The following is a 14,814-nucleotide window of genomic DNA, read 5'->3' as shown; positions in this document are numbered from 1 at the left end:
ATCATGGAGAACATGGCTCTTATGAATATCGCCCTAATGAACATCGCCCTTGCGACCATTCTGGTCCCATTTGCCGGTGCCATCCTCACGGCCTGCTTGCCACAGCAATGGGCGAAATGGTCCTGTACTTTCTTTTCACTACTGGCAACCCTCGGAACCCTGTTGCTGGCCTATATCTACTTAAGTGGCGGGAAGATTGATGTCACGGTTGATCTGATTCACTACGGCGATATGGCGCTGTTTGGCCTGACTATCGACCGCATCAGTACCTTGATTGCTTTCGCCGTCGTCTTTCTTGGGCTGTTGGTCAGTATCTATTCTACCGGTTATCTGACCCTGGATAATCGCGAGCATCCGCACGAAGGCACTAACCGCTACTACGCCCTGTTGCTGGTATTTATCGGTGCAATGGCCGGGTTGGTATTGTCATCCACTCTGCTGGGTCAGTTGTTCTTCTTTGAAATCACCGGCGGTTGTTCGTGGGGATTAATTGGTTACTACCAGAGTCAGAAGTCACTGCGCTCGGCACTGAAAGCGCTGCTGGTAACCCATGTTGCGGCTATCGGTCTGTATCTGGCGGCCGCGGTGTTGCTGGTTAATACCGGCACCTTTGCCCTAACGGCACTGGCGCAATTGGACAACAGCACCAAAATCATGGTGTTCGGTGGCATCCTGTTTGCCGCTTGGGGGAAATCCGCCCAGTTGCCACTGCATATCTGGTTACCGGATGCGATGGAAGCCCCGACGCCGGTCAGTTCATACCTGCACGCCGCTTCTATGGTCAAGGTGGGGGTTTATATCTTTGCCCGCGCTATTTATTCCGCTGGCGATGTACCACAAATAATTGGCACCGTGGGCATGGTGATGGCGGTGATTACGCTGATCTATGGCTTCTTTATGTATCTGCCACAAAAAGATATGAAGCGGCTGCTGGCCTACTCCACCATCACCCAGTTGTCTTACATCTTCTTCGCTCTGTCGTTGGCTATCTATGGCTCAAAAATGGCCTTTGATGGCGGCATTGCCTACATCTTTAACCATGCGTTTGCCAAAAGTCTGTTCTTCTTAGTGGCTGGTGCGCTGAGCTATAGCTGCGGTACCCGTATGTTACCCAAACTCAAAGGCATCATGGGCAAAATGCCACTGCTGGGGGTGGGGTTCTGTGTCGCCGCACTGGCGATCACTGGGGTGCCGCCTTTTAATGGCTTCTTCAGCAAATTCCCTATTTTTGCCGCTGGCTTCTCGCTCTCTCACGAACATTGGCTACTGATACCCCTGCTGGTGCTGGCGCTACTTGAATCGGTAGCGAGCTTTGGCTGGTTCCTCTACTGGTTCGGACAGACCGTCCCCGGTAAGCCATCACCAGAGGTCGCCTGCGCCAAACCGCTGCCACTGGCGATGCAGGGGGTATTGGTGATTCTGGTGATTATGTCGGTGTGCTCAAGCTTTATTGCTGTCGCCTGGCTCGGATAAGGGAGTAGAAAATGACCGGAACACTTCTTGTCAACAATTTGGTCGTAAATAATCTCGCAGGGCTGCTGATCATTACCTCACTACTGGTAATCATCGCCAAGAAACCCGCCACTTCGGCACTGCTTTATGCCTTGCAGTCACTGGTACTGGTGCTTATTTTTCTGGTGCTGGCTGAAACCTTGGGTGCCCACGAGTTGTACCTGTGGTCGCTGAGTGCCTTTGTCACCAAGGTGGTGCTGGTGCCGTGGATTATGTATCGCGCTTTTCGCCAAATGGACGATCCCAAAGCCAATGGCGGCATCATTGGTACCGCCAGCCTGATTTTTATCGCCGCCATCATTATCTTGCTGAGCTACTTCGTGGTTGAACCGGTGCAACTGCCCATGGTCAGCGCACTGAAACCGGCTCTGGCCGTCTCATTGGGGCATTTCCTGATTGGACTGCTGTGTATCGTCACCCAACGCAATATTCTGAAAAATATCTTTGGCTATTGCCTGATGGAGAACGGGGCTCATCTGATGCTGGCGCTGCTGGCCTTCCGCGCACCGGAATTGGTCGAGATTGGCGTTGCCACCGATGCCATCTTCGCGGTGATTGTGATGACGCTAATGGCGCGCAAGATTTACCGCACGCTGCACACGCTGGATGTTAAACAACTGACGGCGCTAAAGGGGTAATGAAATGAGTAATACTGACCTGCTGTTGTTGCTGCTGGCGATACCTCTAATAGCCTCATTGCTCGCGTTCGCTTGCCGGGCGTTAGGCAGTGCCGCACGGATGGCAACCACTTGGGTGCATTTTACCGGCATCACTGTGTTGCTAGTGGTGGCGCTGACGGTAGTGTGCCGGGTTGCGCTGGGCGGGGAGATTCTGGCGGCACATAATTGGCTGCATATCGATAGTCTCAGCGCGCTGTTCCTCGCTATTCTGGGCATTATCGGCTTTATCACTGGCCTTTACTCCCTTGGCTATATGCGCCATGAAGTGAATAATGGCGAAATCACGGTTGGCACGCTGTGCAACTACTACGGTTTCTTCCATCTGTTCCTGTTCACCATGCTGTTGGTGGTCACCAGTAATAACCTGATCCTGATGTGGGTTGGTATTGAAGCCACTACCCTCAGCTCAGCCTTTTTGGTGGGATTATACGGGCAGCGCTCCTCACTGGAGGCGGCGTGGAAGTACATTATTATCTGTACCGTCGGTGTGGCATTCGGGCTGTACGGCACGGTGCTGGTATATGCCAATGCCGCGAATGTGCTGGCAGATCCGGGCAGTGCTATCTTCTGGACCGTGGTTTCTGAACACGCTAAAGAGTTGGACCCCAGCCTGATGCATCTGGCGTTTGTCTTTATCTTGATTGGCTTCGGTACCAAAACCGGGCTGTTCCCAATGCATTCGTGGCTACCGGATGCCCACAGTGAAGCCCCTAGCCCCACCAGTGCCCTGTTATCCGCCGTACTGCTTAACTGCGCCCTGCTGGTTATCATCCGTTACTACATCATTATCAGCGCCGCCATCGGGCCACATTTCCCACAAATGCTGCTGTTGGTGTTCGGCATGATGTCGGTTGCGGTATCCGCCTTCTTTATTCTGGCCCAGCGCGATATAAAGCGTTTACTGGCCTATTCCAGCGTCGAGAATATGGGGTTAATTGCGGTGGCGCTGGGCATTGGTGGCCCGCTAGGTGTGCTGGCAGCACTGTTCCACACCTTGAATCACAGTCTGGCTAAGACCTTGCTGTTCTGTGGTTCCGGCAATGTGTTATTGAAATACGGCACGCGGGATATGGGCGCGATTAAAGGCATTATCCGCGTCGCACCGCTGACTGCGGTGTTACTGGCTGGTGGCGCATTAGCGCTGGCCGGGATGCCGCCGTTTAACGTGTTTATCAGTGAATTTATGGTGGTGGCTGCCGCGATTAACGCCGGCCATATTTGGCTGGTTATCGTCCTGCTCTTGCTACTAACACTGGTACTGGCCGGATTGGTACGCATGATAGCCAACACCGTGTTGGGAACACCACCGGCAGCGGTCAGCAAAGGCGAACTGGGTATTCTGACCACCGCGCCGATGGCGATACTGTTGCTGTTGATGCTGTTGCTTGGCGTGCATATTCCGGCTCCAGTGACCCGTTTATTGACCGATGCGGCACAAATTGTTCTCAATAACGATGGCAGTGAGCCAACCCAGCAACAATTTATGCTGCCGTGGCAGCACCTCTCTCCACCGCAACCCGTAACTCAGCCCATTCCATCCGTTGCACAGAGCCATAGTGCGGTGCAACTAACCCCGAATCGTCAGGAGATGTAACGTGACTCGCGAAACCCCTATTTCAGCTATTCCGGGTTCAGGTCAGCCGGTGTCAAGCCATCCACACAGCGGTGAAAAGCTGGGTGCGGCCTATGTAGCCCGCCTGCGTGAACAATTTCCTGCGGCGATTTTAGATGAAGAGTGGCAAACCCCTGATCAACTGACCATTACCATCAAACTAAATAGCCTGCCCGATGTGGTAGAGCACCTTTATTATCAACAAGGTGGCTGGTTGTCGGTGCTGTTTGGTAATGATGAACGCAGCCTGAATGGCTATTTTGCCATTTACTATGTGCTGTCGATGGAAGGCCGTGAACAATATGGCGAAGAGACCGGTAAGCAGTATGGCGATAAGTGCTGGGTGATTGTCAAAGCACTTATCAGCCCCGAACGACCGGAGTTCCCGTCAGTCACACCTCGGGTACCTGCCGCCGTCTGGGGCGAGCGTGAAGTACGCGATATGTATGGTCTGCAACCGGTTGGTCTGCCTGATGAGCGCCGTTTAGTGCTGCCCGATGATTGGCCAGATGACCTCTATCCGCTGCGCAAAGACACCATGGACTATCGCCAGCGCCCCACGCCCACCAGCGATACGGAAACCTATCAGTTCGAAAACGAAGCAGGTAGCAGTAGCCGGGTGGTGCCTATTGGCCCAATGCATATTACCTCTGACGAACCGGGTCACTTCCGGCTGTTTGTCGACGGCGAAGATATTATTGATGCCGATTACCGCCTGTTCTATGTCCATCGCGGCATGGAAAAACTGGCTGAAACTCGCATGGGTTACAACGACGTCACCTTCCTGTCAGATCGCATCTGCGGCATTTGTGGCTTCACCCACAGCGTGGCCTACACCTCTTCCATTGAAAATGCTTTGGGCATTATCGTGCCGCCTCGGGCACAGATGATCCGCACCATTTTGCTTGAAGTGGAGCGGCTGCACAGCCATCTGCTCAATATCGGTTTGTCTTGTCACTTTGTTGGTTTCGATACCGGTTTTATGCAGTTCTTCCGCGTGCGTGAAAAAGCGATGACGATTGCTGAGATGCTCACTGGCGCACGTAAAACCTATGGTCTGAATCTGATTGGTGGCGTCCGCCGCGATATCCTGAAAGCTGATCGCATCAAAACGCTGCAATTGGTCTCGGAGATGCGTGCCGATATCGGCCAGTTAGTGGATATGTTGATGAGCACCGCCAATATCGAACAACGCACCGTGGGGGTGGGCCTGCTGGATCGCAAAATCGCCCGCGATTTCAGCCCGGTCGGCCCAATGATCCGCGCCAGTGGCTATGCGCGTGATATGCGCCATGACCACAGCTACGCCAACTATGCCAATGTGCCCAAAGAGTTGTTTACCCTCGATGGCTGCGATGTCCACTCCCGCCTGCTGGTGCGGGTGCGCGAGTTCTTTGACTCGCTGGTAATGATTGAATATGGCCTGAACCATATGCCTGGCGGGCCGCTGCTGGAAGAAAAAGTCAATTACCAACCTTACAAGTTCGCCCTCGGGTTCTCGGAAGCACCGCGTGGCGAAGATGTGCATTGGAGCATGACCGGCGACAACCAGAAGCTGTTCCGCTGGCGCTGCCGTGCGGCAACTTACGCCAATTGGCCGGTGCTGCGTTATATGTTGCGCGGCAATACCGTCTCTGATGCGCCACTGATTATCGGCAGCCTCGATCCCTGCTACTCCTGTACTGACCGGGTCACGCTGGTGGATGTGCGCAAGCAAAAATCCGTCACTGTGCCGTACAAAGAGATCGAGCGTTATGGCATTGAGCGCACCCATTCGCCGCTCAAATAGAGGGATGAAGAATGTTAAAACTGTTTAAAACCATCCTGAAAGTGGGCGACACCACGGTGAAATACCCGTTTAAGCCGCTTGAGGTCAGCCACGGTTTTCGCGGCAAACCGCAATATGATGCCGAGCAATGCATCGCCTGTGGTGCTTGTACCATGGCCTGCCCTGCCAATGCGCTAACCATGGAAACCGATCTTGCTAGCGGCACTCGTCAGTGGCAGTTATTTCTCGGGCGCTGCATTTTTTGTGGCCGCTGTGAGGAGGTCTGCCCGACCCGTGCCATTGTGTTATCGCAAGAGTTTGAACTGGCCGTCTTCAACAAAGCGGATTTGTATCAGCGTGCCAGTTTTACCCTTGCCCATTGCCAGCAATGCCAGCAACCCTTTGCGCCGAAAAAAGCAGTGGATTATGTCATGGCACTGCTGATTCATTCCGGGATGGCGGCCGAGGATATCGAGCAGCAGCGACCTCATTTTGAAACTTGCCCTGAGTGTAAGCGCAAACAGAATATCGTTATTAATAACAACGTTATGCTGGATCAGCACAACGAAGGGAGGGGCAACCTATGAGCCAACCACATTCATTAAAACCGGGCTGGGGGCACCATGTTAGTCAACCGATCGCACTTGATCCCTCGGTTGCCCAGTTAAAAAGTAAATTATTGAAAGATATCAAGCGCTCCGCCTATGTCTATCGGGTGGATTGTGGTGGCTGCAACGGCTGTGAGATTGAGATTTTCTCCTCAATCACCCCACTGTTCGACACCGAGCGCTTTGGTATCAAAGTTGTTGCCTCCCCCCGCCACGCGGATATTTTGCTGTTTACCGGTGCGGTTACTCGCGCCATGCGCACACCGGCACTGCGCGCTTATGAATCGGCACCGGACCCAAAAATCTGCGTCTCTTACGGCGCGTGTGGTTGTGGTGGTGGCATCTTCCATGACCTGTACTGTGTCTGGGGTGGCAGCGATACCATCGTACCGATTGATGTGTACATTCCCGGTTGCCCGCCGACCCCAGCCGCGACCATCTATGGTTTTGCCGTGGCATTGGGTCTGCTGGAGCAGAAACTGAAAGGCGAAGAGCATCAGGAGAGTGCCGATGAACGCGCCGCGCTGATTCACCCCGATGCACCGCTCAATCTGCGAGTGCTGTTGGAGCGTGAAGCGCGCCGTATGGCCGGCTATCGCCAGGGGCGGGAAATCACCGACAGCTTCTTGTCGCTGCTGGTCAATCAGCCATTACCGGAATTTGAACAGCGCTGCCAGAACTACCTGCGCCAACAAGATGATCCGCGTCTGAGCGAGATATTCGCCAACCTGCAACACATTGCCCTGATACAACTGGCGGGAGGCAAAGCTGATGTCCGCTAAGGTTATTTTCTATGCACTGAATCAGAAGTTCCTCGACAGTGATGACGATATGCCCGAGCAAGCACAACAAGTGATGTATTACTCACTGGCTATCGGCCACCATGTGGGGGTGATTGATTGCTTAAAAGCCATCATGGAATGCCCGCTGGCAGAATATGAACAATGGTTTGGTCAGTTGCCCGCAGGCGAGGCTCACCGCAAAATGGCCGGCTTACTGAAGTTTGGTGAAATCACCATCGACAGTACCCATACCCAGTTATTGGCAAAAGCCTTCGCGCCGCTGGCTGAAAACCCAGCCTCGCTCCACCAGCCATGGAGCCAACAACTGCTGCAAACCCTGTACGATATCGAGCAGGAACCGGCCATCTATTTAATGGTGAAACGCCGCCCATGAACATGCCACATCCCCCCGCCACTCACACCACCGCCCTCAATCTGGTGTTAACCGTTGGCAACAGCATGATGGGCGATGACGGCGCAGGCCCACTACTGGCTGAACGCATGACACAACAACCACTGATTGACTGGCAGGTGATTGACGGTGGTTCGGCACCGGAAAATGTGGTGCATCGTATCCGCGCGTTGCAACCGACACGATTAGTTATTGTCGATGCTGCCGATATGGAGCTGTCGCCGGGTGAGATTCGCATCATTGACCCTGAGCGAATTGCCGAAATGTTTATCATGAGCACCCACAATCTGCCGCTCAACTTTCTAATTGATCAGTTAAAGGAAGATATTAGCGAAGTCATTTTTGTGGGGATTCAACCCACCTTAGTGGCGTTCTACTTCCCAATGACCGAGCCAGTAAAACAGGCGGTAGAAACGGTGTATCAACAACTACCACACTGGCAAGGTGACGGTGGTTTCGCGCATTTATAGCGAAATGACGGCATGCCGTCGTCAAATTTGCCGACGTCATGCCAGCCGACAGTTTCCCGTTAACCTCCCCGCCCACATCAGTATCCATTAATCCTTTATAAAACAATCATATTCATTCACTTTTACCTGACCACTTCAAGTTGGCATAAACCATGCAGTATGTAAGGCAATGAGCCAGATTAGCTGTTCTAAACGTGAATCTGCCAGATCTATCAATTTATACCCAATAGATATCAAGGTGCAGGAAAGCGGTAAGCAAGTGCAGCCAACACCTCTGCAACTTGAAAGATGAAGACATTTATCCCCAATAGATTTCAAGATGCGGGAAGGCGGCAAGCAAGTGCAGCCAACACATCTGCAACTTGAAAGATGAAGGGGAAGGAGAGAAAACAATGAACCGGTTCATAATCGCAGACCCCAAAAAGTGTATTGGCTGCCGCACCTGTGAGGTTGCCTGCGTGCTGGCACACAACGGTGGCAAGCTGGACACGCTAACTAAAGCCAATTTCGCGCCTCGGCTGAAGGTGGTTAAAGGGCTAAATGTCAGTACCGCCATTATGTGTCGGCACTGTGAAGATGCCCCTTGTGCCAATGTTTGCCCGAACGGCGCAATTGTTCGAGCAGCGGACAGTATTCAAGTGTTGCAGGAAAAATGCATTGGCTGCAAAACCTGTGTCGTTGCCTGCCCGTATGGTGCGATGAGCGTCGTGACCAAACAGGTCGAAGTGATGTTTAACGGCCTCTCACAGGGATTCTGCCTGAAAGCCGAAGCACAGAAATGTGACTTGTGCGAAGGGCAAGCCGCCGGCCCGGCGTGTATCTCCGTTTGCCCAACGCAGGCGCTGCACATGATTGGCCGCGACACCATGCAGGCCATGCTGCGCAAAAAACAGATGCGTGCTGCTTTAGATGAAGCCAACGAAATGAGCTTTTAGTCAATAAGGCTGCGGCCCCAAAAACGAAGGGATGACCCAAAGTAATTGGTGTTGCAGCAAGGCAGCAATTGAGCGAATCCCGATGAGCTGACTCAGGTCAGTGATTCGGGTGAACGAGAGCAGCTAACACCGCTGCGGCTCCAAGAACGAAGGATGATTAATATGCACAAGGCACTCACTGTCTGTCCTTACTGCGGCTCCGGCTGCAAAATCAATTTACTGGTCGAAAATGGCAAAGTTATTGGCGCTGAAGGCGCAAATGGCGTCACCAATCAGGGTGAGTTGTGTCTGAAAGGCTACTATGGCTGGGACTTTCTCAATGATACCAAATTGCTAACTCCGCGCCTTAAACAGCCGATGATCCGTCGCCAAAAAGGCGGCAAGCTGGAGGCGGTATCTTGGGATGAAGCGATTGAGTTTGCTAGCAGTAAACTGCGAGCAATCAAAGAAAAATATGGCCCGGAAGCCATTATGCATACCGGCTCATCCCGTGGCCCAGGTAATGAAACCAACTATGTGATGCAGAAATTTGCCCGTGCGGTTACCGGCAGCAACAATATTGACTGCTGCGCCCGTGTTTGCCACGGCCCGTCGGTCGCCGGGCTGCAAGTGACATTGGGTAATGGCGCGATGAGTAATTCAATCTGCGAGATTGAAGATACCAAATGTATTTTAGTGTTTGGCTACAACGCCGCTGACTCCCATCCGATCGTGGCCCGCCGTATTCTGAAAGCCAAAGAAAAAGGCGCGAAAGTGATTGTCTGCGATCCACGCCATATCGAAACGGCGCGTATTGCAGATCTCTGGTTACCCCTGAAAAACGGCTCCAATATGGCACTGGTAAATGCCTTTGCCAATGTGTTGATCACTGAAGAGCTGTACGATAAAGATTACGTCTCACGCTATACCGAGGGCTTCGACGAGTACCGTGAAATCGTCGCCAAATACACCCCGGAATATGTCGAAAGCATTACTGGCCTGTCGGCGAAATCAATTCGTGAGGCTATGCGTATCTATGCCGCCGCCCCTTCAGCCACCATCTTGTGGGGGATGGGTGTCACTCAGTGGGGCCAGGGTGTAGATGTCGTGAAAGGGCTGTCAGGACTGGCACTGTTAACCGGTAATCTGGGGCGTCCGAATGTCGGTGTTGGTCCGGTACGCGGGCAGAACAACGTGCAGGGTGCCTGCGATATGGGCGCATTGCCAAATATGTATCCGGGTTATCAATCTGTGACCGATCCCGCCACACTGGAAAAATTTGCCAAAGCCTGGGGGGTACCATCCCTGTCCGATAAAGTCGGTTACTCGCTGACCGATGTTCCACATAAAGTGAAAGAGGGGAAAATTAAAGCCAACTACGTGATGGGCGAAGATCCACTCCAGACCGAACCGGATTTGTCCATGATGCGTGAAGCCTTCAGCGAATTAGAACTGCTGATTGTGCAAGATATCTTTATGACCAAAACCGCAGCCGAGGCGGATGTTATCTTCCCCGCCACCTCGTGGGGCGAACATGAAGGGGTCTATTCTGCGGCAGACCGTGGTTTCCAGCGGTTTGAAAAAGCGGTTGAGCCACAAGGTGATGTAAAACCAGATTGGGAAATTATTAGTCTGATGGCGACCGCACTCGGCTATCCGATGAAATATAACAATACCAAAGAGATTTGGGATGAACTGCGTGAATTGTGCCCGCTGTACTATGGCGCAACCTACGAGAAAATGGCAGGTTTGGGCTATATCCCATGGCCATGTACCACTGAAGACAGCCCCGGTACACCCTGGTTGTATGCCGGTAATAAGTTTGACCGCCCTGGCGGCAAAGGGTTGTTATTTGCCAGTGAATGGCGTGCGCCAATGGAACTGGTGGATGAGCAATATCCACTGGTGTTGTGTACCGTGCGTGAGGTCGGCCACTACTCCTGCCGTTCGATGACTGGCAACTGTTCCGCACTGCAAACACTGGCCGATGAACCGGGTTATGTGCAAATCAGCCCGCAGGATGCGGATAAAATGCGCTTGCAGGATCAACAACTGGTGTGGGTAGAATCGCGTCGCGGTAAAGTTATTACGCGAGTTTCAGTCAGTGAACGCATTAATATCGGTACGGTATATATGACCTACCAGTGGTGGATTGGTGCCTGTAATGAGCTGACGCTGGACCATCTGGATCCAATTTCCAAAACACCGGAATATAAATATTGCGCGGTGAAGCTGGAAGCCATCCCGGATCAGACGTGGGCAGAAAACTATGTGCAGCAGGAGTATAGCCAGTTGAAGGCGCGGTTACGTAGAGAAGCCGAAGTGGGGTGATCGGTTAACGGCTACTGCGCTTTGCCATTCTGGGTTTACGCAGTGCTCGCCACCGCCATGTACTTATGTACACTCCGGTGGCTGTGCGCTGAGCGCGCCCAGACTGGCTTTGCTCGCGACGCCTCGTTCAGGTAGAAGGGTTTGGCACTGCTTGGTTCAACACGGTATTCGGTAAATAGATACTAGTTTTATTCGAAGCAAATAAATGAGTTAATCCATCCCATCTTCATCTTCGATACTTTTTACTGATATTCCTAACCGCTGCATGCGGGATAACAAAGTGGTGCGTTTTAGCCCTAACTTAATGGCAGCCCCTTTTGGCCCAGCAACCACGCCGTTGGTTTCGCGTAATACTCGAATAATTCGCGTGCGCTCAGACTCTGAAGATTCAGGCTCTTCACTTTCGGGTAACAAGGTTTTATGCACTACCCTTTCTGCCACAGGTTTAGTAACCTCTAGCGGTGACAGATGATATTCCAGCTCTTGTAACTGCAAATTCAGCGTAGTGCCACGGCTAAGGATGACCGCCCGCTCAATAACATTTTCCAATTCACGAATATTGCCCGGCCACGGTAAACGGCTGAGCAAACGTAATGTTTCACCAGGAATTGTGTCGATAGTGCGATTCATCCGTTTGGCTATTTTTTGAGTAAAGAATTTTACCAGCAACGGAATATCTTCCGGCCGCTCACGCAGCGGAGGGATCACAATCGGAAAAACATTAAGCCGATAATAAAGGTCGCTGCGGTATTCGCGATTCACCATCATCAATTTTAAATCACGATTGGTCGCAGCAATCAGCCGAACATCCACCGGAATAATTTTACTGCCGCCAAGGCGTTCTATTTCCCGCTCTTGCAATACACGTAATAATTTAGGCTGTAGTTCCAGAGGAATATCGCCCACTTCATCAAGAAATAGTGTGCCACCGTCAGCCATTTCAAACCGGCCAATACGCTGTGATGATGCACCGGTATAAGCCCCCTTCTCATGACCGAACAGATCACTTTCCATCAATCCCGATGGAATGGCTGCACAGTTCATTTTCACCATGCGTTTATTCTTGCGGGTACTCAAATTATGAATAGCCCGGGCAATCAGCTCCTTGCCGGTGCCGGTTTCCCCCAGAATCAATACAGTACAATCACTGGAGGCCACCATCTCAACTTGTTCCAGTACCGCTTTAATCCCTGCACTATTACCGATTATTTCGCCAAACTCTTCATTATGAATAATCTGATCCGTTAGATAGAGATTTTCATTTACCAACGAATCTTTTAGGCGGGTAATTTCGTTGTAGGCCAGCGCGTTATCAACCGCAATGGCAATACGCGCCGCAATTTGGCGCAACAGTTTTACATTGCTATCAGTGAAAATATCACTCTGACATTGTGCCAGTTTCAAAACACCTAACATTTTGTGGCCGAAAAAAAGCGGCAACAGGCAGACAACTTGTAACCCTTCATCCAGCATATTTGCCAGTTGCTTATCATCCGGTGCCAAAAGAGAGATATCAGCCAAATTAACCAACAATAACGCTTTGCTCTGTAAAACCTGCCCAGCCAAAGTGCCGGTAATATCCACCCATGCCTGCTGATACTGTACGGCCTTACCACTCTGGTAGCGGGTAGAGAATACATTTAATTTATTTTTATCCTTATGGGTACCGCACAGCGCTAAGCTAATGTAATCAATATTAAAAAATCGATGTATCTCTTTTGAAACCTCTGCCGCTAATACATCCAATTCCAGCTTAGAAATAACCGTATTGGTCACATCCACTAAAATACGATAATGGTCGCGCTCAAAGCGCAGTTTTTCACGCTCAGAAAATGCCCGATTAATCTCAGCAATATTATCAACGGCAATTGCCACTACATCTGCCAGTAACCCCAGAAAAGTAACTGCTTGTTCATCAAACTCACTGTCATCAGTTTTAATAAATTCAATACAGCCTGACCAATGATTGTCATGGCCCAAGGGAAAATGGCAGCCAGAGTGCAATTCCTGATAGGGAATCAAATCACAAACAGCAGAAAACTCCCTTTGCATACGGCGATGGTCAGTCTGCAAAGGCGTCTGTTGCTGCCAGGCTAAGCCACCGGGGCCTTCGGCAAACAAGATATTTTGCGATCCCTGCACCCTGTTGGTCGCATCGTCATGGGTATAAAGGGTATTTTGGTTATAAAGAGGGTTAAGCAATAATAAATTGACCCGCTGAAAACGCACCACAGAAAAAGAGAGCTTTCTGAGTTCATTCACTAAATCGGTTATATCCCGTAGCAATAATAACTTTTTTGATACCGTGAACAGTGTATCTTGCCAAACTTGAGCCAATGTGGGACGGGGTAGTTTTTTTGCTCTATCCATAAACGTCGTTATTAAGCCCAGAAAAATGATCACTACTTTAAGGTATTAAACTGAACAAATATATATCAACAGCCGATAAGCTTGATCTGGGTTAACAAACTATTTCTCCGCAATTTATCCATCTTACCAATCAGTTGAAATTACGTCTCATTTTCATCGTAAGATAAATAAAAACATTAGGTTACATGTGATACTCACCACACATGGAACATCAAATCACAACTGGCGCTATATAAATAAATGCATATCGAAATCAAAGATACGTATTAATATCTGATTCGAAAAAAAACAATTTTAGGAAAAATACAAAATGCAACAATAAAAACCGCTCAATGAATGTCTGGTATGAAAAATGCATTACATTTAGGTCAGGAAAATAATTTATTAATATTTAGTTTTCATTCCCCTACACCGATAAAATAATAAGTAAGGAGTTATCAATGAGCATTGAAAATCCCTTTGATCTGCGCCTTCCGGTTGATATGGCAAAACTGGCAGAGCAAGTTGGTATATATAAAGCCACTAAGAATCCGGCCACCACCTTTTATTTAGCCATGACTGCCGGTGTATTCATCTCTATCGCTTTTGTCTTCTACATTACAGCAACAACCGGCACTGCTGGCGTGGTGGCATTTGGGTTGGCGAAGTTGGTAGGCGGCCTGTGTTTCTCTCTTGGCCTGATTTTAGTGATTATCTGTGGGGCTGATTTGTTCACATCCACAGTACTCATTGTGGTGGCTAAAGCCAGTGGCAAAATCAGTTGGCGGCAATTAATCTGTAATTGGGTGAATGTCTATTTCGGTAATCTTATTGGCGCACTGTTCTTTGTGGCATTGATTTGGTTTGCCGGTCAGCATACGGCGGCAAATGGTTTATGGGGTTTGAATGTGTTGCAAACTGCCGAACACAAATTACATCATACGTTTGTAGAAGCGGTGTGTTTGGGGATTCTGGCTAATCTAATGGTCTGCCTGGCAGTATGGATGAGCTATTCCGGCCATACATTGACGGATAAAATTGTGGTGATGTTACTGCCTATCGGCATGTTTGTCGCCAGCGGTTTTGAACACAGCATTGCCAATATGTTTTTGATCCCATTAGCTATTATCATCCGTGATTATGCATCACCGGAGTTCTGGCTATCAATTAATGCTACCCCGGATCAATTTTCTGCGCTGACCCTAAACAACTTTATTATCGATAATCTAATCCCGGTGACTATCGGCAATATTATTGGTGGTGGTTTATTGGTTGGCCTGACCTATTGGATTATTTATCTGCGCAATCCAGCTCATTGAGTCAATAGCGCCATTGATATCGACAAATATGACGAAATGACGTGAATAAAAGTGACA

Annotated in this window: 12 protein-coding genes; 11 read left to right on the top strand and 1 reads right to left on the bottom strand. The window is 50.3% G+C overall.

All coding sequences use genetic code 11. From position 1 onward, the window contains the following. The first annotated feature begins 21 nt into the window (after positions 1 to 21). The 10 genes from Q2T71_RS06135 (at position 22) to fdhF (ending at position 11,089) form a co-directional block, all read left to right on the top strand. Positions 22 to 1,473 carry a hydrogenase 4 subunit D gene (locus Q2T71_RS06135; RefSeq protein ID WP_372559853.1) on the top strand — a complete coding sequence of 484 codons (1,452 nt, stop codon included), beginning with the start codon at positions 22 to 24 and terminating at the stop codon, positions 1,471 to 1,473. A gap of 11 nt (positions 1,474 to 1,484) precedes the next feature. Then, positions 1,485 to 2,150 (top strand): hydrogenase 4 membrane subunit, encoded by a 666-nt coding sequence (gene hyfE / locus Q2T71_RS06130; RefSeq protein ID WP_083159369.1) that lies wholly within the window; start codon positions 1,485 to 1,487, stop codon positions 2,148 to 2,150. Between the two features lie 4 nt (positions 2,151 to 2,154). Further along, positions 2,155 to 3,786 (top strand): hydrogenase 4 subunit F, encoded by a 1,632-nt coding sequence (locus tag Q2T71_RS06125; RefSeq protein WP_372558449.1) that lies wholly within the window; start codon positions 2,155 to 2,157, stop codon positions 3,784 to 3,786. A gap of 1 nt (position 3,787) precedes the next feature. Continuing rightward, on the top strand, positions 3,788 to 5,593 hold the full coding sequence (locus tag Q2T71_RS06120) for an NADH-quinone oxidoreductase subunit C (protein WP_083159372.1): 1,806 nt from the start codon (positions 3,788 to 3,790) through the stop codon (positions 5,591 to 5,593). 11 nt (positions 5,594 to 5,604) lie between these two features. Then, a complete protein-coding gene (gene hyfH / locus Q2T71_RS06115; RefSeq protein WP_372558448.1) occupies positions 5,605 to 6,159 on the top strand; it encodes a hydrogenase 4 subunit H in 555 nt (184 codons plus the stop codon). Continuing rightward, positions 6,156 to 6,962 carry an NADH-quinone oxidoreductase subunit B family protein gene (locus tag Q2T71_RS06110; protein WP_372558447.1) on the top strand — a complete coding sequence of 269 codons (807 nt, stop codon included), beginning with the start codon at positions 6,156 to 6,158 and terminating at the stop codon, positions 6,960 to 6,962. The genes hyfH and Q2T71_RS06110 overlap by 4 nt, the downstream gene beginning before the upstream one ends. Beyond that, positions 6,952 to 7,356 (top strand): formate hydrogenlyase maturation HycH family protein, encoded by a 405-nt coding sequence (locus tag Q2T71_RS06105; protein WP_372558446.1) that lies wholly within the window; start codon positions 6,952 to 6,954, stop codon positions 7,354 to 7,356. Before Q2T71_RS06110 ends, Q2T71_RS06105 begins: the two co-directional genes overlap by 11 nt. Positions 7,357 to 7,358: 2 nt before the next feature. After that, a complete protein-coding gene (gene hycI, locus Q2T71_RS06100) occupies positions 7,359 to 7,844 on the top strand; it encodes a hydrogenase maturation peptidase HycI (RefSeq protein ID WP_372559852.1) in 486 nt (161 codons plus the stop codon). Between the two features lie 392 nt (positions 7,845 to 8,236). After that, on the top strand, positions 8,237 to 8,779 hold the full coding sequence (locus Q2T71_RS06095) for a 4Fe-4S binding protein (RefSeq protein ID WP_032906839.1): 543 nt from the start codon (positions 8,237 to 8,239) through the stop codon (positions 8,777 to 8,779). Positions 8,780 to 8,941: 162 nt separating this feature from the next. After that, on the top strand, positions 8,942 to 11,089 hold the full coding sequence (fdhF, locus tag Q2T71_RS06090) for a formate dehydrogenase subunit alpha (RefSeq protein ID WP_372558445.1): 2,148 nt from the start codon (positions 8,942 to 8,944) through the stop codon (positions 11,087 to 11,089). A 210-nt stretch (positions 11,090 to 11,299) separates the two neighbouring features. On the opposite strand, the gene flhA is transcribed toward fdhF, so the two are convergent. Then, on the bottom strand, positions 11,300 to 13,459 hold the full coding sequence (gene flhA, locus Q2T71_RS06085; protein ID WP_372558444.1) for a formate hydrogenlyase transcriptional activator FlhA: 2,160 nt from the start codon (positions 13,457 to 13,459) through the stop codon (positions 11,300 to 11,302). 440 nt (positions 13,460 to 13,899) lie between these two features. Between flhA and focA the strand changes: the two genes are divergently transcribed. Further along, positions 13,900 to 14,757, top strand: a complete 858-nt coding sequence (focA, locus tag Q2T71_RS06080; protein WP_372558443.1) for a formate transporter FocA — start codon at positions 13,900 to 13,902, stop codon at positions 14,755 to 14,757. Positions 14,758 to 14,814 lie beyond the last annotated feature (57 nt).

Origin of the sequence: Yersinia sp. 1652 StPb PI, assembly GCF_041538345.1 — a bacterium.
Lineage (GTDB): Bacteria > Pseudomonadota > Gammaproteobacteria > Enterobacterales > Enterobacteriaceae > Yersinia > Yersinia enterocolitica_E.
The sequence above is the reverse complement of the archived record's forward strand: the minus strand, read 5'-3'. Positions and strand labels throughout refer to the sequence as shown.